General features: G+C 62.7%; 24 protein-coding genes, 1 tRNA gene and 1 riboswitch. Of the genes, 15 read left to right on the forward strand and 10 right to left on the reverse strand.

Annotation, left to right across the window (positions count from 1 at the left end; genetic code table 11):
- Positions 1-142: 142 nt before the first annotated feature.
- On the forward strand, positions 143-1582 hold the full coding sequence (locus B7H23_RS15165; RefSeq protein ID WP_094078259.1) for a methylmalonyl-CoA mutase family protein: 1440 nt from the start codon (positions 143-145) through the stop codon (positions 1580-1582).
- Entirely contained in the window at positions 1579-3714 is a 2136-nt protein-coding gene (scpA, locus tag B7H23_RS15170) for a methylmalonyl-CoA mutase (RefSeq protein WP_094078260.1), read from the forward strand. Before B7H23_RS15165 ends, scpA begins: the two co-directional genes overlap by 4 nt.
- A 36-nt stretch (positions 3715-3750) precedes the next feature.
- On the opposite strand, the gene B7H23_RS15175 is transcribed toward scpA, so the two are convergent.
- Positions 3751-4272, reverse strand: a complete 522-nt coding sequence (locus B7H23_RS15175; RefSeq protein WP_094078261.1) for a hypothetical protein — start codon at positions 4270-4272, stop codon at positions 3751-3753.
- A gap of 122 nt (positions 4273-4394) precedes the next feature.
- Between B7H23_RS15175 and B7H23_RS15180 the strand changes: the two genes are divergently transcribed.
- The 3 genes from B7H23_RS15180 to B7H23_RS15190 all read left to right on the forward strand — a co-directional run bounded on the left by B7H23_RS15180 (position 4395) and on the right by B7H23_RS15190 (position 6476).
- On the forward strand, positions 4395-4616 hold the full coding sequence (locus B7H23_RS15180; RefSeq protein WP_094078262.1) for an AbrB/MazE/SpoVT family DNA-binding domain-containing protein: 222 nt from the start codon (positions 4395-4397) through the stop codon (positions 4614-4616).
- Complete coding sequence (locus B7H23_RS15185; protein WP_094078263.1) at positions 4613-5011, forward strand: type II toxin-antitoxin system death-on-curing family toxin; 399 nt, start codon at positions 4613-4615, stop codon at positions 5009-5011. The genes B7H23_RS15180 and B7H23_RS15185 overlap by 4 nt, the downstream gene beginning before the upstream one ends.
- Before the next feature lie 73 nt (positions 5012-5084).
- Complete coding sequence (locus B7H23_RS15190; protein WP_094078264.1) at positions 5085-6476, forward strand: TIGR03808 family TAT-translocated repetitive protein; 1392 nt, start codon at positions 5085-5087, stop codon at positions 6474-6476.
- 12 nt (positions 6477-6488) lie between these two features.
- Here the strand turns inward: B7H23_RS15190 and B7H23_RS15195 are convergent, their stop codons facing one another.
- The gene (locus tag B7H23_RS15195; protein WP_094078265.1) at positions 6489-7499 is read right to left on the reverse strand and encodes an asparaginase; all 1011 of its coding nucleotides are present in this window, start codon (positions 7497-7499) and stop codon (positions 6489-6491) included.
- Positions 7500-7633: 134 nt separating this feature from the next.
- Between B7H23_RS15195 and B7H23_RS15200 the strand changes: the two genes are divergently transcribed.
- From B7H23_RS15200 to B7H23_RS15210, 3 genes are all read left to right on the forward strand, one after another.
- Positions 7634-8380: a DUF3750 domain-containing protein gene (locus B7H23_RS15200; protein ID WP_094078266.1), complete on the forward strand. Its 747-nt coding sequence runs from the start codon at positions 7634-7636 to the stop codon at positions 8378-8380.
- A gap of 62 nt (positions 8381-8442) precedes the next feature.
- Entirely contained in the window at positions 8443-9618 is a 1176-nt protein-coding gene (locus tag B7H23_RS15205) for a DUF3616 domain-containing protein (RefSeq protein ID WP_094078267.1), read from the forward strand.
- A gap of 78 nt (positions 9619-9696) precedes the next feature.
- Positions 9697-9773, forward strand: a tRNA-Pro gene (locus B7H23_RS15210).
- A gap of 84 nt (positions 9774-9857) precedes the next feature.
- Here B7H23_RS15210 and B7H23_RS15215 read toward each other — a convergent pair.
- The gene (locus B7H23_RS15215; protein WP_094078268.1) at positions 9858-10292 is read right to left on the reverse strand and encodes a helix-turn-helix domain-containing protein; all 435 of its coding nucleotides are present in this window, start codon (positions 10290-10292) and stop codon (positions 9858-9860) included.
- A 71-nt stretch (positions 10293-10363) separates the two neighbouring features.
- Here B7H23_RS15215 and B7H23_RS15220 point away from each other — a divergent pair, with 71 nt between their 5' ends.
- The 3 genes from B7H23_RS15220 (at position 10364) to B7H23_RS15230 (ending at position 13433) form a co-directional block, all read left to right on the forward strand.
- Positions 10364-11617 (forward strand): MFS transporter, encoded by a 1254-nt coding sequence (locus tag B7H23_RS15220; protein WP_094078269.1) that lies wholly within the window; start codon positions 10364-10366, stop codon positions 11615-11617.
- A 122-nt stretch (positions 11618-11739) separates the two neighbouring features.
- A complete protein-coding gene (locus B7H23_RS15225) occupies positions 11740-12675 on the forward strand; it encodes an ABC transporter ATP-binding protein (RefSeq protein ID WP_094078270.1) in 936 nt (311 codons plus the stop codon).
- Entirely contained in the window at positions 12672-13433 is a 762-nt protein-coding gene (locus tag B7H23_RS15230; RefSeq protein WP_094078271.1) for an ABC transporter permease, read from the forward strand. Before B7H23_RS15225 ends, B7H23_RS15230 begins: the two co-directional genes overlap by 4 nt.
- On the opposite strand, the gene B7H23_RS15235 is transcribed toward B7H23_RS15230, so the two are convergent.
- Positions 13430-14731 (reverse strand): amidohydrolase family protein, encoded by a 1302-nt coding sequence (locus tag B7H23_RS15235; protein ID WP_094078272.1) that lies wholly within the window; start codon positions 14729-14731, stop codon positions 13430-13432. The genes B7H23_RS15230 and B7H23_RS15235 overlap by 4 nt on opposite strands.
- Before the next feature lie 92 nt (positions 14732-14823).
- Positions 14824-15035, forward strand: a riboswitch (cobalamin riboswitch).
- A 31-nt stretch (positions 15036-15066) separates the two neighbouring features.
- Here B7H23_RS15235 and B7H23_RS15240 point away from each other — a divergent pair.
- Both B7H23_RS15240 and B7H23_RS15245 read left to right on the forward strand, forming a co-directional pair.
- Positions 15067-15252, forward strand: a complete 186-nt coding sequence (locus tag B7H23_RS15240; RefSeq protein ID WP_094078273.1) for a CbtB domain-containing protein — start codon at positions 15067-15069, stop codon at positions 15250-15252.
- 3 nt (positions 15253-15255) lie between these two features.
- Positions 15256-15960, forward strand: coding sequence for a CbtA family protein (locus tag B7H23_RS15245; RefSeq protein WP_094078274.1), 705 nt, complete (start codon positions 15256-15258; stop codon positions 15958-15960).
- 6 nt (positions 15961-15966) lie between these two features.
- Here B7H23_RS15245 and B7H23_RS15250 read toward each other — a convergent pair whose 3' ends face one another.
- Positions 15967-17070: a cobalt-precorrin-5B (C(1))-methyltransferase gene (locus tag B7H23_RS15250; RefSeq protein ID WP_094078275.1), complete on the reverse strand. Its 1104-nt coding sequence runs from the start codon at positions 17068-17070 to the stop codon at positions 15967-15969.
- 40 nt (positions 17071-17110) lie between these two features.
- Positions 17111-18082: a D-2-hydroxyacid dehydrogenase gene (locus B7H23_RS15255; RefSeq protein WP_094078276.1), complete on the reverse strand. Its 972-nt coding sequence runs from the start codon at positions 18080-18082 to the stop codon at positions 17111-17113.
- A gap of 177 nt (positions 18083-18259) precedes the next feature.
- Between B7H23_RS15255 and B7H23_RS15260 the strand changes: the two genes are divergently transcribed.
- Together B7H23_RS15260 and B7H23_RS15265 are read left to right on the forward strand one after the other, a co-directional pair.
- Positions 18260-19240: an NAD(P)H-dependent flavin oxidoreductase gene (locus tag B7H23_RS15260; protein ID WP_094078277.1), complete on the forward strand. Its 981-nt coding sequence runs from the start codon at positions 18260-18262 to the stop codon at positions 19238-19240.
- Between the two features lie 126 nt (positions 19241-19366).
- A complete protein-coding gene (locus tag B7H23_RS15265; protein ID WP_094078278.1) occupies positions 19367-20407 on the forward strand; it encodes a PLP-dependent cysteine synthase family protein in 1041 nt (346 codons plus the stop codon).
- A gap of 30 nt (positions 20408-20437) precedes the next feature.
- Here B7H23_RS15265 and B7H23_RS15270 read toward each other — a convergent pair whose 3' ends face one another.
- Genes B7H23_RS15270 through B7H23_RS15285 form a run of 4 tightly spaced genes read right to left on the reverse strand, consistent with a single transcriptional unit; the run spans position 20438 to position 25650 of the window.
- A complete protein-coding gene (locus tag B7H23_RS15270; RefSeq protein ID WP_094078279.1) occupies positions 20438-21559 on the reverse strand; it encodes an ABC transporter ATP-binding protein in 1122 nt (373 codons plus the stop codon).
- 23 nt (positions 21560-21582) lie between these two features.
- Positions 21583-23253 carry an alpha-glucosidase gene (locus tag B7H23_RS15275; protein ID WP_094078280.1) on the reverse strand — a complete coding sequence of 557 codons (1671 nt, stop codon included), beginning with the start codon at positions 23251-23253 and terminating at the stop codon, positions 21583-21585.
- A 7-nt stretch (positions 23254-23260) separates the two neighbouring features.
- On the reverse strand, positions 23261-24418 hold the full coding sequence (locus tag B7H23_RS15280; protein WP_094078281.1) for a carbohydrate ABC transporter permease: 1158 nt from the start codon (positions 24416-24418) through the stop codon (positions 23261-23263).
- The gene (locus tag B7H23_RS15285; RefSeq protein ID WP_094078282.1) at positions 24418-25650 is read right to left on the reverse strand and encodes a carbohydrate ABC transporter permease; all 1233 of its coding nucleotides are present in this window, start codon (positions 25648-25650) and stop codon (positions 24418-24420) included. Before B7H23_RS15285 ends, B7H23_RS15280 begins: the two co-directional genes overlap by 1 nt.
- Positions 25651-25666: the final 16 nt, after the last annotated feature.

Here is a 25666-nt window from a genome sequence, read left to right on the forward strand (position 1 = left end):
GCCTCTCCCCACCAGGCGGCAAGCCGGACTTTCAATTTTATCCTTTGAGACCAAATATAGTCTTGCCGGATCTGATGCGGCACGCGAAAACGGCGCGCCGAACACAATCAGGCCAATGCCGTTCCAGCATGGTGGGAGACATATGGACGCCGCACTTCTTCGCAAAGCCGAATTTCCATCCGTCGACATGGAAGCGTGGCGTTCGCTGGCCGAGAAGGCCCTGCGCGGCGGATCGTTCGAAGACGAGCTGATCAATCGGAGCGATGACGGGATCGCACTCGGCCCGCTCTTCGAACCGGCCGAGCCGCGGCTCCTCACACGCGCGAAGCCGAACCGGAACTGGTCGATCGTCCAGCGTGTCGACGATCCGGACGTCAAACGCGCAAGACAGCAGATCGAAACCGACCTGAAGGGCGGCGCCACTGGGCTCGCTCTCGTCTTCGAAGGCGCGCCAAATGCGTTCGGCTATGGCCTGCCGGCGTCCGAAGAGACGCTCGCGACACTGCTCGAAGGCCTGCCGGTCAACGATATCGCGCTGCGGATCGACGTGCATCCGGCCTCGCGCAAATCGATGGACTGGCTGGTTTCCAACCTCACCGGCCGCCCGATCGACCCGACAAAGCTGGATCTGTCTTTCGGCATCGATTCCGCCGCCGTCTTCGGCGGCACGGGCCGCCTTCGCATGAGCCTGGAAGCGCTGGCCGCCAGCCTGCCGCAGTCGCTCGCCCATTTCTTCGCCATGCAGGTGCCGGGCGTGTTGCTGGAGGCCGATGGCCGGGTCTATCACAATGCCGGGGCGACCGAGGCGCAGGAACTGGGAGCGATGGCGGCAACGGCCATCGCCCATCTCGGGCTGTTCGAGGAAGCCCGCCAGCCGGTCGCCCATGCCGCGCCGCATATCGGTTTCGCGCTGTCGGCCACGCATGATCAATATCTGACCATCGCCAAGATCCGCGCGCTGCGCCTCATTTGGGCGCGGCTTCTGGAAGAATGCGGCGTGGCGCCGATCCCGGCGCATATCCATGCCGAGACCTCGTTCCGGACACTCGCGACGAAGGATCCCGAAACGAACATTCTGCGTAATACGGTGGCAGCCTTTTCGGCTGCGGTGGGCGGCGCGGACAGCGTCTCGATCCTGCCGCACACGATCACCCACGGCCTGCCCGATGCGTTCGCGCGCCGGTTGGCGCGGAACACGCAGCTTCTGCTGCGCGACGAGAGCCATCTCGGCTTCGTCTCCGATCCGGCGGCCGGCTCCGGCGGCATGGAGCGTTTGACGGACGAACTGGCGGAAGCCGGGTGGGACGAGATGCGCAAATTGCAGAGCGAAGGTGGTTTGTTGTTCTCGCTGCGCGACGGCGTCTTCCAGAAGCGCGTTATCGAAGCCCGCGACGAGCGGGCAGCGGCCTACCGGCAAGGCGAGCAGACCGTTGTCGGCACGACGCTTCACCCGCTCAAGGAGGAACGGTCCGTTCAGACCCTCTCCGCCGAACGCCAACCCGTGCCGGAGGATGGTGCCGTGTTCTGCGAACGGCTGATGCCGCTTCGTATCGCCGAAACGCTGGAGGGGAACGCAGCATGAAACCCGATTTCTCGAAGATCGCATGGTCCAAGCCATCGAACCTGCCGGAGCGCGAACTGGAAGGCAAATGGACGACGCCCGAAGGCATCGCGGTCGAACGCGCCTATGGCGCGGAAGCGCGGGAGGGCCTGTCCTTCTTGAACACGATGCCCGGTACCGCACCGTTCCTGCGCGGCCCCTATCCGACCATGTATGTTCAGCGGCCCTGGACGATCCGGCAATATGCCGGCTTCTCGACAGCAGAAGAGTCCAATGCCTTCTATCGCCGCAACCTCGCCGCCGGGCAAAAGGGTCTGTCCGTCGCCTTCGATCTGGCGACCCATCGCGGCTATGATTCCGACAGCCCCCGCGCGGCAGGCGATGTCGGCATGGCGGGCGTCGCCATCGATTCCATTCTCGACATGCAGACGCTGTTCGACGGCATTCCGCTGGACGAGATGACCGTATCGATGACCATGAACGGCGCGGTGCTGCCGATCATGGCGCTCTATATCGTCGCGGCGGAAGAACAGGGCGTCAGTCAGGACAAGCTGGCAGGCACCATCCAGAACGACATTCTGAAGGAGTTCATGGTCCGCAACACCTATATCTATCCGCCGAAACCCTCGATGCGGATCGTCTCGGACATCTTTGCCTATACGGCGGAGAACATGCCGCGCTACAACTCCATCTCGATTTCCGGCTATCACATGCAGGAAGCCGGGGCGACGGCGGACCTGGAACTGGCCTACACGATCGCCGACGGCATCGAATATGCCCGCGCCGGCGTCGCTGCCGGTCTGGACATCGACAAATTCGCGCCGCGCCTCTCCTTCTTCTGGGCCGTCGGCATGAACTTCTTCATGGAGGTCGCCAAGATGCGGGCCGCGCGGCTGCTCTGGGCGACGCTGATGAAGAAGAATTTCTCTCCGAAGAGCGACAAGTCGCTGAGCCTGCGCACCCATTGCCAGACCTCCGGCTGGTCGCTGACCGCTCAAGATCCCTACAACAACATCATGCGCACCATGATCGAGGCGATGGCGGCGACGCAGGGCCATACCCAGAGCCTGCACACCAACAGCTTCGACGAGGCGCTGGCCCTGCCGACCGATCATTCGGCGCGCATTGCCCGCAACACGCAGCTTCTGCTTGCCGAGGAAAGCCGAACCACGGCGATGATCGATCCGTGGGGCGGCTCGGCCTATGTGGAGAGCCTGACGCACGATCTGGCGGCCCGCGCGCTCGCCCATATCGAAGAGGTCGAGCAGCTGGGCGGCATGGCCGCCGCCAACGAAAAGGGCATTCCGAAAATGCGGATCGAGGAGGCCGCTGCCCGCACCCAGGCGCGGATCGACTCCGGTCAGCAGGCGGTCATCGGTGTCAATGTTCACGCGCCGGAGAACGATATCGAAGTCGATGTTCTCAAGGTCGACAATGCAGAGGTTCGCGCCCGCCAGCTCTCCAAGCTACAGGAGCTGAAGGGCACGCGCGATGTCGCGGCGGTGGAAGGCGCGCTCGATGCGCTGACCAGGGCCGCCGAGGGCGACGCCAACCTTCTGGAATACGCCGTCAGGGCTGCGCGGGCACGCGCCACTGTCGGCGAAATCTCAATGGCGCTCGAAAAGGTCTTCGGCCGGCACATGGCGGAGATCCAGACCATTTCCGGCGTCTATCGCAAGGAAGCAGAGGCCGATCCGGCGTTCGACAAGGCGGCAGAACGCGTTCTCGCCTTTACCGAGCACCATGGCAGCAAGCCGCGTATTCTCGTCGCGAAGATGGGCCAGGACGGCCATGATCGCGGCCAGAAGGTCGTCGCCACGGCCTTCGGCGATCTCGGCTTCGACGTCGTTGTCGGCGCCATGTTCCAGACGCCGGAAGAGGTCGCCGAACTCGCCATCAGCCACAATGTCCATATTATCGGCGCCTCGTCACTCGCCGCCGGGCACCTGACGCTGGTGCCGGAACTGCGCAAGGCGCTCGACCGTGGCGGGCGAAGCGACATTCTGATCATTGCCGGTGGTGTCATTCCGCCGGGCGATTACGATGCCGTGCGCAAGGCCGGGGCGTCGGCGATTTTCGGACCGGGTACGAAGATCTCCGCCGCGGCAACGGATCTGATCGACATGCTGGAAGACCGCGAAAAAGCCGCCTGACGTCGGGCTGCGTCTTTCGGAGAAAAGGCTCTTTCGTCAGGTTGGCTGATAGGCGGCGGGATCGGTCAGTTCGCGTTCCAGAAGGCCAGCCAGCCGCGACGCTTCAGCGCGAACCGTCATGTCGCCACCGACTTCGCTGCTGGTGCCGTCGGCAAAACGCAGCAGGACATGGAACGTCTCCAAGCCTTCCATCCAAGGGCGGGGGACGACATCCGCCCGCACGACGTCGCCGCGTTTAATCCAGTCGAAATGCCTTTGAAACGGCGTGCTGTGTTCGATCACGGCGCGGTGATGCCACAGTTCGAGGTTCGAGACCGGCACGAACCAGAACTGGCGGACGACGAATGCGATGAAGAAGCATCCGCCCAGCACGATGCCAAGGGTGGTGATTGCGACATAGGGCCGAACGGATTCCGGCACCATCGCCAGATCGTGCCCCCAGAACCATGGCAGACCGGCTATGACGCTGACGCCGATGGCAAGCGGAACCAGCCCGATAATGAAGTGCAGCAGCCTGGTCAGCGCCAGATTGGATTGCTGATAGATCGGCTGTTCCATAGCCAATGCCAGTGCCGTTTCCGAGTACCTCTTATATTAGCGCAATCGGCGGCCGTTACAACGTCCGTTGCAACAAGGCCGAACCGATGTTATATCATGCGTTATAACATCGGGAGCCCACTATGAACGTCACCATCCGCAAGATCGGCAATTCGGAAGGCATCATCATCCCGCGCGAGGTGCTGGCTGAACTTGGACTAACCGCCGGGGACGAATTAAGCCTTGTTCGCAACGGTGACGGCGTCCGTCTGGAACCCGTCAAAGCTGATCTCGATAGACAACTCGAAGTGGCTCGCGAAGCCATGGCGAAATACCGGATCGCCTTGCGCGAACTGGCAAAATGACCGACTGGCAATGGCTTTCCAGACAGGCCATCGAAATCGTTCATGACGAGCAGCTTCGCGAGCATGGAGGCCTGCCAGGGCTGAAGGACGAAAACGCACTGGAAGCGTCGCTCGCCCGGCCGATCAACAAGGCAGCCTATCGCGACCCCGACGCTTTCGAACTGGCGGCCTCCTATCTCTATGGCCTTGCGAAGAACCATCCGTTTTCGGATGGCAACAAGCGCATCGCCTTTTTGGCGGCCTACATGTTTCTTCGGTTGCACGGCTATCGAATCGAGGCCAGCCAAGCGGTTGTCATCGCGTTCGTTCTCGGCGTCGCCGCCGGAGAGATCGACGAGGAGGGGGCGATGCGTTTTCTGCGCGATCACGCCGTGACGGTGGAAGAGAGCGAATAGCATCCGACATTAAAGGCGGCACGTTTCGTGCAGCGCATTCTCCAAACCGGTGAAACCGACGGAGACTGTGCCAATGCTGAACAGGCGACGTTTCATTGCGGGGTTTGGTGGCCTTTCGGCCGCGGCCCTTGGCGGAATGAACAGCGCCCGATCCGCAACCGGCCCGATGCTGACGAATGCCGGTCTGCGCGGCGGGATCGATGCCGGCGAATTCGGCGTTCGCCCTGATGCCACCGACGATCAGAGCGGCGTCTTTCAGCGCATGATCGACGAGGCGAGCCGGCGCAACCTGCCGATCTCCCTGCCGCCGGGCCATTATCCTCTGTCCGATATCCGCCTGCCGGAGCGCCTTCGCCTGTCCGGCACGCCTGGCGCGACCCGGATACGCTATACGGGGCGCGGCTTTCTGATGCGCGCCGAGAACACCGAACGGATCGAACTGGACGGCCTTTCCATCGACGGCGAGAACCGCTGGCTGTCCGACGATAGCGAAGCGTTGCTCGAACTGCGCCAGCCCGGGCGGATCGCCATCACCGATTGCGAAATTGCGGGTGCGCGCAAAACCGCCCTGCAACTGGACGGCGCGGAAGGCCTCGTCCGGGACAATCGCATCAGCGGTGCGGGCGCCGTTGGCCTGTTCGCCCGGCAATCGCGCGGCCTCTCCATCCATGCCAACATGGTCGAGCGCTGCGGCGATGGCGGCATTCTGGTGCATCGTTGGCAGAATAGCGAAGACGGAACGCAAATCCTCGCCAATCGCATCTCGCAGATCAGCGCAGTATCGGGCGGAACCGGACAGAACGGCAATGGGATCAACGTCTTCCGCGCCGAAAACGTAACCATCGCCGACAATCTGATTGCCGATTGCGCCTTTTCGGCCATTCGCGGCAATGGCGCGTCAGGCCTGATCGCCCGCGGCAATCAATGCCTGCGTTCCGGCGAAACCGCACTTTACGCCGAATTCGCCACGACCGGCTCGGTCATCACCGGCAATCTGATCGATCGGGCAGCCAACGGCATCTCGGTCGTCAATTTCGATTCCGGCGGCAGACTGTCGACGGTTTCGGCCAATATCGTTCGCAACCTTGTCGACTCCGGGCCTTACGCGCCCGAAAGCGGTGGATTCGGGCTCGGCATCAGTGTGGAGGCCGACACCGCCGTGACCGGTAATGTCGTCGAGAGCGCGGCCCGATTCGGCATGATCGTCGGTTGGGGCCCTTACCTTCGAGCGGTAACGGTCAGCAACAATGTTATCCGCCAGGCGCCGGTTGGGCTCGCCGTCAGCATCGCAGAAGGAGCGCGCGATGCGCTCATCACCGGCAATTTGTTCGATGCGGTGCCGGAAGGCGCGATCCTTGGCTATCGCTGGCTGGAACGGGCGACGGACGATCTGGCCTTAATGGATGAGAACGGAGTGCGCGCCCGCCATGCCCATCTGACGGTCGCGCGGAACCGGGTCAGCTAGAGCAGGAACGCCTTAGCCGAGCGGACCTGTCGGCCGAACGTCGCCAACCACCGCGCCGATCCGAGTTTTGATAGGCGTCCTCGCCATGGTCGCCATTTCGTCGGCGAGCCAATCTGAGGGCAGCAGTTTCGCAACAAGCCCGGCCGCCATAGCCTCAGCGGCGCGGGTCGTGCCATCATCGCATTTCAGCGCGAAGCCGATGCCCAGTTCCGGGATCGCGCCGCAATAGACGCCCTCCGCCCCGGTCTTGGCGTAGAGGCGGCCCGCGGCGGCCTTCATCATCGCCGTGCAGGCCCTGTCCGTGCCGGCGACATACCAGGGCTCGGCCATCGCGGCCTTCATCAGCCGGGCGGCGGCTCCGGCGCGCTGCGGCTCCAGTCCATGGCCGCTCGCCATCTTCGCCATGCCGCGCGCCATGGCCGTGAGGCCGATCGCGTAAGTGGGGATCGAGCAGCCGTCGATGGCCATGTTGTCCGGTCCGTGCGCCGCGCCTGTCACTTCCGTCATCACGTCGCGGATCGCCGCCTGCATCGGATGGTCCGGCTGCACGTAATTTTCGGTCGGCCAGCCCTGCTTGCCGCAGGTGCAGAGAAAACCGGCATGTTTGCCCGAGCAATTGTTGTGCAGCACATTCGGCTGGACGCCCTCGCAGAAAAGCCGGCGGGCAGCATCTTCGCCCATGGGCCAATGGCATCCGCATTCCAGCGCGGCGGGTGCAATACCGGCCTTGGTCAGGATGGAGGAGGCCGCCTCGACATGGCCGGGTTCGCCCGAATGGGACGCGCCGGTGATCGCCAATTCGCTATCGCCCAGCCCGCAATCGTCGGCTGCGCCGGTTTCGATCAGCGGCAACGCCTGGATCAGCTTGATCGCCGAGCGTGGAAAGATGGGACGGTCCACATCGCCAGCCATCATGACGACCGTGCCATCGGCGTCAACTGCAACGAAAGCTCCGCGGTGAAGACTCTCGACACGTTCGCCGCGCGTCACTTCCACCAGGACCGGATTGTCGACCGACGCCATCTCACACTCTCCCATCGCACGGCACGCCTGGCCGCTCATCCTCAGGCGGCCCGTCTCGTATCACGCTCACTCCCTATCCGCATTCTCGCCAAAAAGACATGCGCTAACCGATCATCCCCTCTCTCGATCGAGACATCCGTTTGATCCGCTTTCTTCTGGTCTTCGTCCTGCTCGTCTTCGCACTGCCTGCAGGCGCATCGCTCCTTCACTGGCAGTTCAGCGAGCGGCCCGGCAGTTGGCGGCAGGCCGATTGGGGCAGTTCCGGCCTTTTGCCACCGGCAAGCGAGGCGGAGGATGCGGCGATCTACATTCTGGCGGCGCGAACCGGCGGCCTGAAAGGTGCGCTCGCCGTCCATAGCTGGCTGGTGACGAAGGCGCCGGACGCAACTCGCTACGACCGGTATGAGAAGGTCGGATGGGGCCAGCCGGTCCGGCGCAACAGCTATCCGGCGGATGGCCGCTGGTACTCCAACGATCCATTCATCGTCGCTTCCTTTCACGGTGAAACAGCGGCGCGCCTTCTGCCACGGATCGAAGCGGCCATCGCCGCCTATCCCTATCGCAATCGCGGCGATTACCGGATCTGGCCGGGGCCGAACTCCAACTCCTTCATCGCCCACGTACTGGATACGGTGCCGGACCTTCAAACCGCCCTGCCGTCCAATGCAGTAGGACGAGATTTCCGCCCGGGCCTCTTTGCATTCGACATCGCGCCGGACCATCGCGATCTGCACGTGACGCTTGGCGGACTGGCCGGGTTCGCTATCGGAGCCCGTTACGGGCTGGAGCTTCAGTTTCTCGGTTTGGTCGCCGGCTTCGACTTCGCCCAACCCGCCATCAAGGTGCCGGGCTGGGGGCGGCTCCCGCTCTCGGCCTCCTGATCCGCCCTTCTTTGCGATCGCCCGCGCCCTACCCTCTTCATTCTGATGGGAAAGGCGCAACAATGAACGACAAAGCGACGACGACCGCCGAGGACGACACGCCCCATCGCGACGATCCCGCCGACGATCCGGCGACCGGCCAATCATTGCCCCTGTCGGGACCGCCGGACGAGCGCCTGCCGTTGATCTTCCAGAATCAGGACAGGCTGGCCCATGTCGACGATCCCATCCACCGGGACGTGTCCGCGCTGGCCGTTTCGGGCCGCACGCTCTTCGCCACCTGCGACGAGACGGCATCGATCGAACGGCTCGTCTTCGACGCCGATAAAGGCGCGTTCACCGACCATGTCTCCTTCCCGCTCGGTGCGATCTTCGACCTGCCGGACGGCGTCGATGGCGAGATGGACATTGAAGGGCTGGAAATCGCCGATGGATGGCTCTGGATCTGCGGCAGCCACAGCCTCAAGCGCGATGGACCGGACGGCGAGGGCCTTGCCGGCCTCGACGATATCGACTGGGACCCGAACCGCGCCTTTCTGGGCCGGCTGCCGCTGCTCGACCGGGGCGACGGCGTGTTCGAACCTGTCGCCCTCGTCGAGCCGGTGGGCGGTGAACGGCGCGAAGCAGCCGCGCTGAAAATGAACGATAAGGGCGGGCCGATGCGGCGGCGGCTGGAGGACGATCCGCTGCTCGGGCCGTTCATGTCGCTGCCCTGCAAGGAAAACGGCTTCGACATCGAAGGGTTCGCCGCCCATGGCGAGACCGTCTGGATCGGCCTGCGCGGGCCGGTGATCGGCAGCCACGCTATCATCATCGAACTGCAGTTGAAGGAAAAGAAATCCAAGGGCCGGCGCCTCAAACCCCAAAAGATCGATGGCCGGCGGTATCGGCTCTATGGAATCGATCTCGATGGCCAGGCCATTCGCGATCTGCGGTTCCGCGAGGGCGTGCTTTATCTTCTGTCCGGCGCGACAACCGATCTGGAGGCCATGCAGTCGGTCTATCGCATCGAGCAATGGCCGCCGGAAACCGATATCGTACCGGCCCACAAGGTCGAGCGGGTTCTCGACCTGCCCGTACTTCGCGGATCGGACCATGCCGAGGGACTTTGCTTCTTTCGGCGACAGGAAGGCTGGGACATGCTGATCGCCTATGATTCGCCAGATGACGACCGCATCGACGACGACAACTGCATGGTCGAGGTCGACGTCTATCCGATGCCGTCCGCCGGGAAATGATCGCGGGGCGCATAAAGGCTCTTCGGCCCTCTTGCAGCGGCTGGGCCGCAAAGCTATACAGCCGCCCGAACTGGTCCACGGAGTGTAGCGCAGCCTGGTAGCGCACCTCGTTCGGGACGAGGGGGTCGCAGGTTCGAATCCTGCCACTCCGACCAGTGTTCAGCGCATTTTCAGCGCCTCTTCTCCCGTCCGCCTTTATCCGTCGCTGCCTAGGCAGGGTGGCAGTGAGCGCCATGCCATCACTCCGACGATGCCCGTTCTTTCGATTGCTGCGACGGGTCGCGCCGGCGCTTCGCAAGGCGCAGGAGCTTCTGGAAGGACGGGCATTCCATATGCGAGGGTGCCCGGCACTCGGCGACATGGCGCAGCGCATCGCGCAACGTTGTCAGATTGCCGATCTGCCTGTCGATCTCATCGGCACGAACCAGAAGATCGCCTCGCGGCAGATCGGGCTGGCCATCCGCGCCGAACATGCCGGCGATGTCCTGAAGCGAGAAACCGGCCGACTTGCCGAGCGCCACCAGTGAGAGCTGCGTCAGGGCGAGAGGCTCGAACTGACGCCGAAGACCGTGACGCGCAACCGATCTGATCAGTCCGATCTCGTCATAATAGCGCAGGGTGGAGGGCGGCACGCCGCTGCGCTGCGACACTTCGCCGATATCCAGCAATTTCATGGTTGACCTCAAGTTGACTTGAATTCGTAGGCTGCGGCCAATCGAGATGAATTGCAAGGAACCAAACGGTCATGAACAGCAACAGAGTGGCGGCGTCCCGACCCGTCATCAACGATCCGCGCGCCATCGCCCTGCTTCTGGCGGCCAGCCTCACGACGATGGCCAATGCCACGATCAGTCCGGCGCTCGCGGGACTGGCAGAGGAATTCGCGGCCGATCCGAACGCCCTTTACCTGACGCGACTTTTGGTTCCCGCACCATCGATCAGCGTCATTGTCTGCGCGCCGCTGGCAGGCATGGCGGTCGACCGTATCGGACGACGCTCAGTGCTTCTGCTCGGGGTCGCGATCTTCGTTCTGGCGGGGGTCGCCGGGGGGCTTCTGCCAAGCCTGAATGCCATCTTCGCCAGCCGGCTGGCGCTCGGTGTCGCGGTCGCGTTCATCATGACGGCCCAGACGGCGCTCATCGGCGACTATTTCACCGGGCGGCAGCGCAGCGACATGATGGGGCTGCAAATATCGGCGCGCAATTTCGGCGGTTTCGCCTTCATCTCGCTGGCCGGACTGCTTGCGACCTATTCGGCGCGCTGGCCCTTTGCCATCTACGGTCTGGCGGGCCTGTTTATGCCCTTCATCTGGTTCGCCATCGTGGAATCGAAGCCGATGAAGAGCGCGGGCAGCACATCCTCGACCGCGGTGGCAGGCGACGGCATCGCCAATTGGAAGCCCGTTCTCGCCGCCATCGCCTTTCTGCAAATGGCCACCAGCCTGATCTTCTTCATCATGCCGACGCAGCTGCCGTTCTTCTTCGACGCGGCCGGCTATTCCAGCGCCTCCATGACCGGGCTCGGGCTCGGCACGTTGACGCTGGCAGGCGGCTGCACCGCGCTTCTTTACGGACAGTTGAACCGGCAGATCGGCGCTGGTGGAGCCTTTGCCGCCGGCTACGGCGCGATGGGTGCCGGTTTTGTCGTGCTGGCCTTTAACGGGCCATCCACCGCCCTTCTCGTCGGCACCAGCCTCATCGGTATCGGTTTCGCCATGGCCATGCCGAATTTCGTCGCCATCGCGCTTCATATCGTGACGCCGAACCGGCGTGGCCTGGCCGGCAGCATTCTGACCAGCTCGGTCTTTCTCGGCCAGATCCTTTCGCCTTTCCTCAGTATTCCGATCATCGAAGCCTTCGGCTTCGCGGCGCTCTTCGCCGGCGTCGCTCTGGTGCTGGCAGGAGCTTCGGTCACCGCTCTTATCATAGCAGTTCGCACGGCTCTTCGTACCCGTAGGGAGGCAGCTATTGCGGAGGGGAGCAGCGCCGCTGACCTTTAGAACCGGGTGCGTCGGAGCAGACTTGGCGGCCCTTCGACACTGACAGCACCGTTCGCGGCGCTTGAGCCCGGCCCGGCGCACCATACATACCAGCCCTCACAACCACGGGACCGACGGAGCGCATGCAGGACCCCATCATTTCCATAGAGGGCCTGCACAAGGTCTACGATTCGGGTTTCACCGCTCTGGCCGATGTCGATCTGGAGATCCAGCGCGGCGAAATCTTCGCGCTGCTCGGCCCGAACGGCGCGGGCAAGACCACGCTGATCTCCGCGATCTGCGGGCTGGTGCGCCAGACCAGCGGCAAGATCGCCGTCGACGGGCACGACACGCTGGAGGATTTTCGCAAGGCGCGCGGCATGATCGGCCTCGTGCCGCAGGAGGTCTCGCTGGAGCCCTTCGAGAAGGTACTGAACACGATCCGCTTCTCGCGCGGGCTCTTCGGCAAGCCGGCAGATGAAAGCCATCTGGAAAGCATTCTTCGCGAACTTTCGCTGTGGGACAAACGCGATTCGCGGACCAGCCAACTTTCCGGCGGGATGCAACGGCGCGTCCTGATCGCGAAAGCCTTGGCGCACGAGCCGGAGATCCTGTTTCTGGACGAGCCGACCGCCGGCGTCGATGTCGAACTGCGCAAGGCGATGTGGGACACGGTGAACCGCCTGCGCGAACGGGGCGTCACCATCATTCTGACGACGCACTATATCGAGGAAGCCGAGGCGATGGCCGACCGCATCGGCATCATTTCCAAGGGTCGCATTCTTTTAGTAGAGAACAAGAAGGATCTGATGGCGCGGCTTGGCGGCAAGCAGATGACCATCGAACTCGTCGAGCCGGTCGACACGATCCCGGACAACCTTGCGCCCTTCGGCCTCGGGCGAAGCGAAGACGGCCACGAACTAATCTACGATTACGATACCACCGCCGATCGCTCCGGCATCGCCTCACTCCTGTCCGCTATTTCTTCGGAGGGGCTGAAGGTCAAGGACGTGCACACCCGCCAATCGTCGCTCGAAGATATTTTCGTCGGTCTGCTGCATGAGGATGGCGCATCATGAATTTCCACGCCATCGCATCGATCTACCGCTTCGAAATGAGCCGGTTCTTCCGGACGATCGGCCAGTCCGTCGTGTCGCCCGTTCTTTCAACCTCGCTCTATTTCGTGGTGTTCGGCGCGGCCATCGGCAGCCGCATCCAGGAGGTCGACGGCCTGGATTACGGCGCGTTCATCGTGCCGGGCCTCATCATGCTGACTATCCTGACGCAAAGCGTTTCCAACGCGGCGTTCGGCATCTATTTCCCGAAATTCATCGGCACGATCTACGAGGTGCTGTCGGCGCCGATCTCCTTCGTCGAGATCGTGATCGGCTATGTCGGCGCGGCGGCGACGAAGTCGTTCCTCATTGGGGTCATCATCTACATCACCGCCAATTTCTTCGTCGATCTGCCGGTCAGCCACCCCTTCTGGATGCTGGCCTTCATGCTGCTGACCTGCATCAGCTTCGCGTTGTTCGGCTTCATCATCGGCATTTGGGCGGAGAATTTCGAGCAGTTGCAGCTCGTACCGCTTCTGGTCATCACGCCACTCGCCTTTCTGGGCGGCGCGTTTTATTCGCTCTCCATGCTGCCGCCGGTCTGGCAGACGATCAGCCTTTTCAACCCGGTGGTCTATCTGATTTCCGGCTTCCGGTGGGCGTTCTTCGACCAGGCGGACGTGCCGGTCGTCGCGAGCCTTCTGGCGGTCGCCGCGTTCATGCTGCTGTGCCTCGGCGCAATCGCCCTGATCTTCCGCACCGGGTGGAAGATCCGCGCCTAGGCCACGTTGCTCCGGCCCTCCACGGTGTGGCGGCGGCTGACGGAGGCCGGGCGACCGGGCAGCGCGAGCGTGGTGCCGCCCCTCTTTCGCCGGGCGACGATGCGGCCATTCGAGATCACCAGCAGCCGGTCGGGCCGCAGGCGGATCGCCTCGATGGGATCACCGGCATCGAGCACGACGAGGCTGGCGCGCCGGCCCTTCTCCAGGCCGAGATCGTCGAGGCCCATGATCGCCGCGCTTTCGCTCGTCACCATGTCGAAGCATCGGCGCATATCCCCCGGGCTCGTCATCTGCGCCACGTGCAGGCCCATGAAGGCGACGTCCAGCATGTCGGCGGTGCCCAGCGAATACCAGGGATCGAGCACGCAGTCCTGGCCCCAGGCCACGCGAATGCCGTGACCCAGCATTTCCGGCACGCGCGTCAGGCCCCGGCGCTTGGGATAGGTGTCGTGCCGCCCCTGCAGCGTGATGTTGATGAGCGGATTGGGAATGGCCGCAACCTCCGCCTCGGCGATCAGCGGCAAGAGCTTGGAGACGTAGTAATTGTCCATCGAGTGCATGGAGGTCAGGTGCGATCCCGTCACCCGGCCCTGCAATCCGAGGCGTTGGGTTTCATAGGCCAGTTGTTCGATGTGGCGCGACATCGGATCGTCGGTCTCATCGCAATGCATATCGACCATCAGGCCGCGTTCGGCGGCGATTTCGCAGAGTTCGGTGACACTTGCCCGCCCGTCCGCCATGGTGCGCTCGAAATGCGGAATGCCGCCGACGACATCGACGCCCATATCGAGCGCGGCCAGCGTGTTTTCCTTGGCTTTCGGCGCGCGATAAAAGCCGTCCTGCGGAAAAGCGACCAGTTGCAGGTCGAGATATGGCCTGACCGTTTCGCGAACCGCCAGTAACGCGCGGACGCCCTTCATCGCATCGTCATCGCTGGTGTCGACATGGGAACGGATGGCCAGAAGACCCATCGAGACGGCCCAGTCGCAATAGCGTAGCGCCCGCTCGGCGATTTCCTCCTCGGTCTGCTGCGCCTTCAACTCCCCCCAAAGCGCGATGCCTTCCAGAAGAGTGCCGGAGGCGTTGATGCGCGGATGGCCATAAGAAAGCGTCGCATCCATGTGGAAATGCGGATCGATGAAGGGCGGCGAAACCAGATCGCCCGATATGTCGACCACTTCGCCCGCCTCGGCATCGATCGATGGTTCGATGGCGGCGATCCTGCCATTCGCTATGGCGATGTCGGTGGTCCGGCCATCGGGCAGAATCCCGCCTTTCAAGAGAATATCGACGCTCATTTGCCTACCGCCCGTCCGATGAAGATCAGCCAGCGTAATCGCTGACTGCCGGATTCGGCCATTGGTATTTCTTGCGCCAGGCGCGCCGCTCCTCTACACAGATCGCGTTCGGTTCTCTTCCGGCCCCGTTCGGCCGAAGAGCGAAGAGGGAATGCAGCGGAAGTTCAGACTTTCGAATGCAGCCGCCCCCGCGACTGTGAGCGGTGAGCGAAGGCCAACTATACCACTCGATCTGAGAATCGGGGAAGGTGGGCCGGAGCTTCGATCCGCGAGCCAGGAGACCTGCCGGACATTATTGCAACCAATCGCCCGTCGGGTGGACGGGCCAAGGAGACATGATGATCAAAAGCAACACCCTCGCCGCGCCTGTAACGGCATCCAGCAAAACCGGTCTTGCTGCGTTACTGCTTTCGGCCGTTTTCGGCTTCGGCGTCATCTTCGCGGTGGGTCTGGCCCAGGCCGATGCGCTGCACGATGCGGCGCACGACGTCCGCCACGCCAACGGCTTTCCCTGCCACTAAACCATGTTCACACGTTTGATCACCAGCGCCCTGTTCGCTGGTGCTGCAGCCGGTCTGATCGCGGCCCTGCTGCAGCTCGTCTTCGTGCAACCGGTTCTGCTACACGCCGAACTCTACGAATCGGGACAGCTGGTCCATTTCGGCGCCGCTGAAATCAGCGCCCATCAGGATGTCGGCGGGCTCGATCCCATGAGGGACGGGCTGAGCGTCGTGTTCAGCATGCTGCTCTATAGCGGCTACGCTTTGATCCTGCTTCCACTGATGAGCTTTGCCGAACAGCGCGGCCAATCGCTTTCCGGCAAGAACGGCCTGATCTGGGGCGCTGTCGGCTTTCTGGTGATCCAGTTCGCGCCGGGCTTCTCGCTCGCGCCAGAGGTGCCGGGCGTTGCCGCGGCCGATGTCGGTATACGCCAGATCTGGTGGGCAGGGACGGTCATCGCAGCCGGAATTGCCGCCGGTTTGATCGCATTTACACGAAGCTGGATAGCCTGGGTCGGCGCCGCCGCGTTGCTGCTCGCGCCGCATTTGATCGGAGCCCCCGAACCGGAGAGCTTTGTCGGCCCCGTGCCGCCGGAAATCGCCGCGCTGTTCGCCGTGCGGGCTCTCGGCGTCGGCCTTATCGGCTGGTCGCTGCTCGGCGCGTTCGCCGCCTATTTCTGGCGGACGAGCGGCGTCACGGCGTCCGCGCCGCAGACCAGCAAGGCCTAGAAAACCCTACGACATGGCCGGATCGATTTCGGCCATGTCCGCCTTGCCCCGCAGCCGCCCTTCCCGATCGAAGATCAGAAGCTGAAGCTGCCCCTGCCGCAGGATTTTCGCGGCCGTTCTCCACGCCTGCGCCGCCAGATGATCGCCGAGCGGTAGGCCCGCCTTCGTTGAATGATCAAAAGCTTCAGCCACCGTGTTGGAGCCGGCAATACGGACCGCCAGCTCGTCATCGCCGCCCAGATCGCGCGCCGCTATGGCCAGCGCGTCCAGATCGGCGCGGCCATGCTTGGAGTGGAGGTCGCGCCGGCCCTGCGCCAGTTTCGTCATCTTAGCGACACCCCCGGCAACCGTCACTTTCGGGACCGGATGAACGCGCAGATATTTCAACATGCCGCCGACGAAATCGCCCATATCGATCAATTGCTGCTCGGCGAAACCGCAATGGGCCGCCATCGCCTTCTCCGAGGCATCGCCAGTGGCTCCTCCGACATGATCGAAGCCGGCGGCGCGGGCCACGTCGATGCCGCGATGGATGGAGTGAATCCAGGCCGCGCAACTATAGGGCACCACGATGCCGGTGGTGCCGAGAACAGAGAGGCCGCCGACAATGCCGAGGCGCGGGTTCATCGTCTTTAACGCCAGCTCCTGCCCGCCATCGATACCGACGGTCACGTCGAAATCCGCCGCGACGCCATGCGCCCGGGCGACCTCCTCCAGCGCGGCAGCGATCATCTTGCGGGGGACGGGATTGATGGCGGGTTCGCCCGGCGGAACAGGCAGACCAGCCAGTGTCACGGTGCCGACGCCGGCGCCCGCATGAAAGCGGACGCCGGCTCCAGATTCGCCACGCCGAACGGTCGCGCGCACCAGCGCGCCATGGGTCACGTCGGGATCGTCGCCGGCATCCTTGACGATGGCGACCTCGGCGAAGTCAGGGCCGGACCGTTCTTCGGCAAGCGCGAAGGCGGGCGTTTGTCCGCCCGGCAGCGTAATCGTCACCGGGTCGGGAAAGTCGCTACCGAGGAGGGCGGTGGCGGCGGCCTTGGCCGCAGCGGTCGCGCAGGCGCCCGTGGTCCAGCCTCGGCGAAGGTTCGTCCGGTCACTCGGGATCTGATCGGGTTGCGAGCCGATGGTTTTGCCTCCCCGTGATCTACGTCACCACCCGGATCGGCGATCCGTCCAGAAACGCCTGGATGTTCTCGATGGTCTGCCGCCAGACTTCACTTTGCGCACTCTCCGAAGCCCAGGCAATATGCGGCGTGATGATGACATTCGGCCGATCCGCGATAGCCAGAAGCGGATTGCCGTTCTTCGGCGGCTCCTCGCTCAGCACATCGAAACCGAGACCGGAAACATGGCCCTGCTTGACCGCCCGCACCGCCGCATCCTCATCGACGACACCGCCGCGCGCCGTGTTGATCAGGATGGGCTTGCGGTCCATCGCGGCAAATTCCGCGTCGCCGATCAGGCCCCTGGTCCCGTCGGTCAGCGGACAATGCAGACTGATCACATCAGAGCGGGCGATCAGATCGTCGAACGCCACCCTGCCCTCGCCCGGTTCGCTATCGTTCTTCCGACCGCCATGGATCACCTCCATCCCGAAGGCTTCGCCGAGTCGGCCAACGGCCCTGCCAAGCGTACCCGAGCCGACAATGCCAAGCGTCGAGCCGGCCAGATCGTGGATCGGGTGGTCGAAGAAGCAGAACTGCCCGGCTTCTTGCCACCGTCCGGCGATCAAGTCCTGCCGGTACGGCACCAAACTGCGCCGAAGCGCCAGCATCAGCGCGAAGACATGCTCCGGCAGAGTTTCGGTTGCATAGCCCTGAACGTTCGAGACGGTAATATCCGCCTCGCGACAGGCTTCCAGATCGATGACGTTATAACCCGTTGCGGCCACGGCGATCATCTTCAGATCGGGCAGGTTCCAGATCGCCTCACGCCCGATCGGGACTTTATTGGTCACGGCAATGGATGCGCCTTCGAGGCGCTCGGCGATGTTCCGCTTGTCGGTCGCGGCATGTTCGACCCATTCATGATCGACCGATGGCCGGCGGCGTTCGATGGAGCTTGCGAAAGTGTCGCTATCGAGGAAGACGATCTTCGGGGTCTGTCGATCACTCATTCGTCCAGCGCCTGTTCTGTTCTCCACAAGTGGCGGTACGGCAATTCGCCCGCTACGACAAGCAATTGACTGTTCTGGCCGCAGGCTACACCCTCTCGCAAGCGATCTCCTGTATTGACGTTTACGTCAAAATCGATCAGGTCGTTTCACGCTCAATTTTCGGGAAGAGGAAATTTCATGGCCCTGCCGTCCGTTCTGCAGAATCTGCGCCTGCCGATTATCGGTTCTCCGATGTTCATCGTCTCCGGACCGGAGATGGTCATCGCGCAGTGCAAGGCCGGTATCGTCGGCTCCTTCCCGGCGCTGAACGCACGGCCCGCCGAAGTGCTGGACGAATGGCTCGACCGCATCACGACCGAACTGGCCGAACATGACGAGAAGCACCCGGACCGGCCGTCGGCGCCCTTCGCTGTCAACCAGATCGTCCATAAGAGCAATGACCGGCTGATGGCCGATGTTCAGATGTGCGTGAAGCATAAGGCGCCCATCGTCATCACCTCGCTCGGTGCGGTGCCGGAGGTGAACGACGCCATCCATTCCTATGGCGGCATCGTCTTGCACGACGTCATCAATACGCGCTTTGCCAAAAAGGCGCTGGAAAAGGGCGCCGATGGTCTGATCGCCGTCGCAGCCGGTGCGGGTGGTCATGCCGGCACGCTGTCGCCCTTGGCGCTTATTCAGGAGATCCGCGAATTCTTCGATGGACCGGTGGCGCTTTCCGGCGCGATTTCGACGGGACAAGCGGTCGCCGCAGCGCAGGCCATGGGCGCCGATTTCGGCTATATCGGCAGCGCCTTCATCGCCACCGACGAAGCCAATGCCGTCGACGGCTATAAGGATATGATCGTCGACAGCAGCGGCGAGGAGATCGTCTACACCAACCTCTTCACCGGCATCCACGGCAACTATCTGCGCGGATCGATCGAAAAGGCAGGTATGAACCCGGACGATCTGCCCGAAAGCGATCCATCGACCATGAACTTCGCCTCTGGCGGCGGCTCCAAGGCGAAGGCCTGGAAGGACATCTGGGGCTCCGGCCAGGGCATCGGCGCGGTCAAATCACGCGGGCCGGTTTCGGCCTATGTCGACCGGCTCGAAGCGGAGTACCATGCCGCGCTGGATAAGCTGGAAGCCGGACGGCCGAAGCGCTGGAGCTGAAGGCTTCCATAGCACTGCGGTATCGGCCTGTCGGGTGAGATGCGATAGGCCGGCTGGCGCCACTTATGGACAGGCCGGCTGCGCCGATGATACTGCCTCTGCCTTCGGAGTGACGGGAGGCGGAAGATGGGCCGTTGGGTGTTCGATGCAATCGGCAAGATCGAAGCGGACCATCAGCGGTCCGCCGATACCCATCTGTTCAAGCTGACGGTACCGCAGCTGGAGGGTGTCGATCTTTACCTGAAAGATGAAAGCACCCATCCGACCGGCAGCCTGAAACACCGGCTGGCGCGGTCGTTGTTTCTCTACGCGCTGTGCAATGGCAAGCTCGATGAGGGCATCCCCGTGATCGAGGCCTCTTCCGGCAGCACGGCGGTGTCGGAAGCCTATTTCGCAAAGATGCTTGGGCTACCCTTCATCGCGGTGATGCCGCGTTCGACCGCGCAGAGCAAGATCGACACGATCACGCATTATGGCGGACGCTGCCATTTCGTGGATTCAGCGCCCGACATGCACGACGCCGCCACTCGGCTTGCCGGGCAAACCGGCGGTTATTTCATGGATCAGTTCCTCTATGCGGAGCGGGCGACCGACTGGCGAGGCAACAACAACATCGCCGAAAGCATCTTCGAACAAATGCAAAAGGAGCCCCACCGCGTGCCGCATACGCTGGTCATGAGCGCCGGCACGGGCGGCACTTCGGCAACGCTTGGCCGCTATATCCGCTACAAAGGCTATGAAACGCGCCTGATGGTGGTCGATCCGGACAATTCGGTTTTCTATGACAGCTTCATGCGGAACGATCCGACGCTGACGGCAAACTGCTCCAGCCGGATCGAGGGGATCGGACGGCCACGCGTGGAGAAGTCGTTTCAGCCCGACGTGATCGACGACATGATGAAAGTGCCCGATGGCGCCAGCATTGCCTGCATGCAATGGCTGGCACGGCTGATCGGCCGCAAAGCCGGCCCCTCCACCGGGACCAATCTTTGGGGTGCGCTCCATGTCGCGCGAGGGATGGCGGAACGGGGCGAACGCGGTTCGATCGTCACGCTGATGTGCGATAGCGGCGAACGATACCTCAATACCTATTACAACCCCGAATGGGTCCGCAGCACGTTCGGCGATATCAGCACTTATGAAAAACAACTGCGCGTCTTTGCCTGAGCGTCGAACCTGCCGTGCGGCTCCCGACCCTCAGTGTGTGCCGACGGCGATCTTCTTGATGGGCTGATCGCGATAGAGCAGCGACTGCGTGTTGTGGAACAGGTGCACCTTCGAAGGATCGGCGGTTAGCGCGACCTCCCGGCGCTTCACGTCCGCATGAACGCCGGGCAGTTTGGCGATCACGGGATCGCGCTCGCCTTCAGGCGCGAAATAGAGCAGCGTCACCTCACCGAGCGCTTCGGTGATTTCGACCTTGCCCTTGTAAATGAATTCGCCCTGGGCTTCGACGAAATCCTCTGGGCGCACGCCGACATTGACGGCCTTGTTCTTGTCGCCTGGCTGGGATGGTATGGTTGAAACCGCCGTTCCGCCGCCATCGAGGGCGACCGTGGTCGTTTCGCCCGTGCCGGTGATCCGTCCCGGCAGCAGGTTCATGGCGGGCGAGCCGATGAACTGTGCGACAAACTCATTTTCCGGCCGTTCGTAAAGCTCCAGAGGCGTTCCGACCTGGGCGATGCCGCCCCCAGCCAGGACAACGATGCGCGAGGCCAGCGTCATCGCTTCCACCTGATCGTGGGTGACGTAGATCATGGTGCTTTCCGGCATCGCTTCCTTCAATTGCGCGATCTCGATGCGAGTGGCCACACGCAGCGCGGCGTCGAGATTGGAAAGCGGTTCGTCGAAGAGATAGACCTTAGGATCGCGGACGATCGCCCGGCCAATGGCGACGCGCTGGCGCTGGCCGCCCGAAAGCGCTTTCGGCAGGCGATCAAGAAGATTGTGCAGTTGGAGGATCTTCGCCGCCCGGTCCACACGTTCGTCTATCTCGCTCTGGCTCATCTTCGCAATCTTCAGGGCAAAGGCCATATTGTCGCGCACGGTCATATGCGGGTAGAGCGCATAGGACTGGAACACCATCGCGATGCCCCGCTCCGAAGGCGGTATGTCGTTCACCCGAACCCCGTCGATCTCCAGATCGCCGCCGGTGATGCGCTCCAGGCCAGCGATCATGCGCAGCAGAGTGGATTTACCGCAGCCGGATGGACCGACAAAGACGATCAGTTCGCCCTGCTCGATTTTCAGATCGATATCGCGAAGCACTTCGACATCGCCATAGGCCTTGGCGATGTCCGTCAGATTCAGGTCTGCCATTTCGTCCTCCCTGCCCTCGCTCCTCAGCGCGGGTTTGTCACAATCCCGAGCGCCACCTGCCATGGTCCCAGATGCAATGTTTCACCGGCAGCGAGCACCACTCCTCCGAGCGCTTCTCCCAAAGGCTGCCAATTCCCATCCGGCAGCGTCATTTCTGACGTGGTATCCGAAAGGTTGAAAGCGCAGAAGATGCGCTCGGCCTCATTCTCTCTCGTGAACCACAGCACGTCGCCCTCGGCCCGAACGACCGATTGATCACCCGTGCGCAGCGCATCGTGCCGGGATCGAAACGCGATGGCCCGGCGGTAATGGTGAAGCAGCGCCGACGGGTCCGTTTCCTGCGAGGAAACGGCCATCTCCCTATGCCCATCCAGCACCGGCAACCAGGGCTGCGTCAGGGAAAAGCCGGCATGGGGCGCGTCCCGATCCCAGATCATCGGCGTGCGGCAGCCATCCCGCCCACGATATTCGGGCCAGAACGCTATGCCATAGGGGTCCCGCAAATCTTCGAAGGCCAGTTCCGCTTCCGGCAGTCCCAATTCCTCGCCCTGATAAAGGCAGACCGAACCGCGCAGGCATAGCAAAAGCAGGCTGTAACAGCGCTGTGCGGCCAGTTGCAGATCCCAGCGGCTCGAATGGCGCATGACATCGTGGTTGGAGAACGCCCAGCAGGCCCAGCCGTCTGCCGCCACCTTGTCCAGTTGCGCGAACACTTTAGCGACCTTCTCGGCTGGCAGGCTTTCGCCCGACAGGAACTCGAAGGCATAGCACATGTGAACGCCCTCTGTGCCGCGCGTATATTCGCCCAGAAGAGAAAGGCCGCTTTGCGCGTCGCCGATCTCACCGACGGCCGCCGCGCCGTATTCGTCCAGCAAAGCGCGGAACCGGGCCAGGAATTCCAAATTCTCCGGCTGGTTCTTGGAATGAATGTGCCGTTGGTGGTTGTAGGGGTTCACCGCCGGCGCAATCGACGCATCGCGCTCTTCCGGCGGCAGCGCTGGATTGTCGCGCAGATGGCGGTCGGCGAAATAGAAATTGATCGTATCCAGACGGAAGCCGTCGACGCCCCGGTCCAGCCAGAACCGCGTCACGTCGAGAAGCGCGTCCTGCACATCCGGGTTCCAAAAGTTTAGATCCGGCTGCTCGGCCAGAAAATTATGCAGGTAATATTGACAGCGCCGGCTGTCCCAGTGCCATGCCGGGCCGCCGAAGATGGAGAGCCAGTTGTTTGGCGGCGTACCATCGGGCTTCGGATCGGCCCAGACGTACCAGTCGGCTTTGAGATTGTCGCGCGACCGACGGCTCTCCACGAACCAGGGATGCTCGTCCGAGGTGTGCGAAAGCACCAGATCGATCATGACCTTGAGGCCGAGATCGTGCGCCCTGGCGATCAGAAGATCGAAATCTTCGAGCGAGCCGAACAAGGGATCGACATCGCGATAGTCCGAGACATCGTAGCCGAAATCCTTCATCGGCGACGTGAAGAAGGGCGAAATCCAGACAGCATCGACACCGAGCGACGCGACATAGCCCAGCTTGTCGACGATCCCCAGAAGATCGCCGCAGCCATCGCCGCTGGAATCGTGGAAGGAGCGTGGATAGATCTGATAGATTACCGCGCCACGCCACCAATCGGCTTCGGATTTGCGCCGTGCGATCTTGTCGCTCAGCGGTGTGTGAATATGCACGTTCATGAGTGTCCTATTTAACGGAGCCGGCCAGCAGGCCGCGCACGAGGTAGCGTTGCATTGCGAAGAAGACGATGAGCGGCACCGCGATCGACACAAAGGCGGCGGTGGCCAGAATTTCCCAGTTCCCGCCGCGCGTGCCCAGAAGCTCCACGATCTGGTTGGTCATCACCGTGGTTTCGCCCGTCGCATCGATGAGGAAAACCTTTGCGACAAGAAGGTCGTTCCAGGTCCACAGGAACTGGAAGATGGCGAATGAGGCGAGCGCGGGGAAGCTGAGCGGCAGGATGAGCCGCGTGAAGATTTGAAACTCGGTCGCCCCGTCAACGCGGGCATTCTCGATCAGGTCGCGTGGCAGGCCGACCATATAATTGCGCAGCAGATAGATCGCGAGCGGCAGGCCGAAGCCGGTATGGGCGAGCCATGTGCCGAGATAACCCTTGCCGATGCCGATTCCGAGATGCAGCTTCAGCAGCGGTATCAGCGCAAGTTGGAGCGGCACGACGAGTAGCGCCACCACCGTCGCAATCAGCAGCGCGCGGCCCGGAAACTCCATCCAGGCCAGCGCGTAAGCCGCAAACGCCGCGATCACGATCGGGATGATGGTTGCCGGAATGGTTACCGTCAGCGTGTTGAAAAATGCCTTGGTCATGCCGTCGGTCGCGTTGCCGGACAAAAGCACGTTCTCGTAATTGTCGAGCGTGAACTCCGGCGGGGCGGTCACGGTGGCGAAAATGCGCTGGCCGCGGCCGGAGATCTGGTCGTCATTGCCGCGCCATTCATAGGCGCCACCTTCGCCAAGCGTCAGGGTTTCGCCGTCGCCGAGATCGGCGGTCTCCCCGGCTTCATAAGCGCTGATCTCACGGGAGGACGTGCCCCAGACCGATATCGTCTTTTCCGATGCGCCAGCCTCTTCGAACACATTGCCGGACACCACGAAAACGTCGCCATCCGCCACGCGGTTATCGTCCGGATCGGCGGCGCGGTAGACCTCGTTCTGCTCGGTCGGAAAGAGCGCCGCCCACCAGCCGGACGACGAAATCTGATCGGCCGTGCGGAAGGACGAGACGAACAGCCCCACGGTCGGAAACAGCCAGGCGAGGACGAGGATCAGCACCGAGATATGAACCGCCCATGTGAGCGCGGGCTTGTGGCCGGCAATATTATCCATCAGCGCATCTCCTTTCTGGCCGTGTAGACGTTCCAGACCAGGATGGGCGAAACGAGCAGCATGATGATGATGGCGGAGGCCGAACCGACGCCCCAATCATTGGCGCGGAAGAGCTTGTCGAACATGTAGTTGGCCAGAACCTGGGTCTCCCACTGGCCGTTCGTCATCGCGTAGACGATGTCGAACACTTTCAGCACAACGAGCGTGATCGTTGTCCAGACCACCACGATGGTCGGCATGATCTGCGGCACCTTGATCTGGAAGAAGATTTCGAACGGGCTTGCGCCGTCGACGATGGCCGCCTCGATGGTCTCCTCGGGAATACCACGGAGCGCGGCCGACAGGATCACCATGGCAAAGCCGGTCTGAATCCAGATCAGCACCACCATCAGGAAGAAATTGTTGTAGAAGGTCAGCGTCAGCCATTGCTGCGGCTCGCCGTAGTCGAGTTCGGTCGTCAACACCGTCGCGATCGTCGTTACCGCCTCCCAGACCAGCCATGCGGCGACAAGGGCCACGAAGACACGCCCGACGACAACGAGCGCACCGCCCGTCCGACTGCCCTTCACAAGCGGGCGGATGAAAATCCAGCCCGTATAGGCCACGATGCCGGCAAAGCCGAGAACGATGATGGCGGGCAGGATCTTCAGCAGAAGGAGCGAGCCGAAGCCGCCCTCGAACTGCATCCAGACCGCATTCAACACGCCAATCTGTGCGCTTTCTGCGGGGCGCGCATCGTAGATCAGCTTGAAGATCACGGACGCGCCGACGAAGGAGATCGCCATCGGCATGAAAATCAGTGACTTGGCGATATTGCCCCAGGCGATACGGTCGGTCAGCTGCGCGGCGAGCAGGCCGAACGCCGTGGACGCCGCCGGCACCACGATCAGCCAGAGCATGTTGTTGCGCATCGCTTCGCGGAATTTCGGTTCGCCGAACATCTGCCAGTAATTGTCGAGGCCGACGAATGCCCCGCCGGCGAAACGGTCGGTCAGCGACAGGCGCAGCGTTTCGACGACCGGATAGCCGAGATAGAGGCCGAGCGCGGCGATGGCCGGAAATAGAAAGAGCCAGGGGCGCACCATATTGGCGCGGTTGATGTTGCGTCCGGCATTCTCACCCTTCGCCGGAAAGATGAAGCGGTCCAGAACGACGTTGGAAAAGTAGAAATAGGCGAGGCAGCCGCCCACGCCCAAAACGATCGTCACCAGTCCCAGTAATGCCGGATGCATGGCCGTCCCCTCCTAC

This window comes from Notoacmeibacter marinus (assembly GCF_002238045.1).
GTDB lineage: Bacteria > Pseudomonadota > Alphaproteobacteria > Rhizobiales > Rhizobiaceae > Notoacmeibacter > Notoacmeibacter marinus.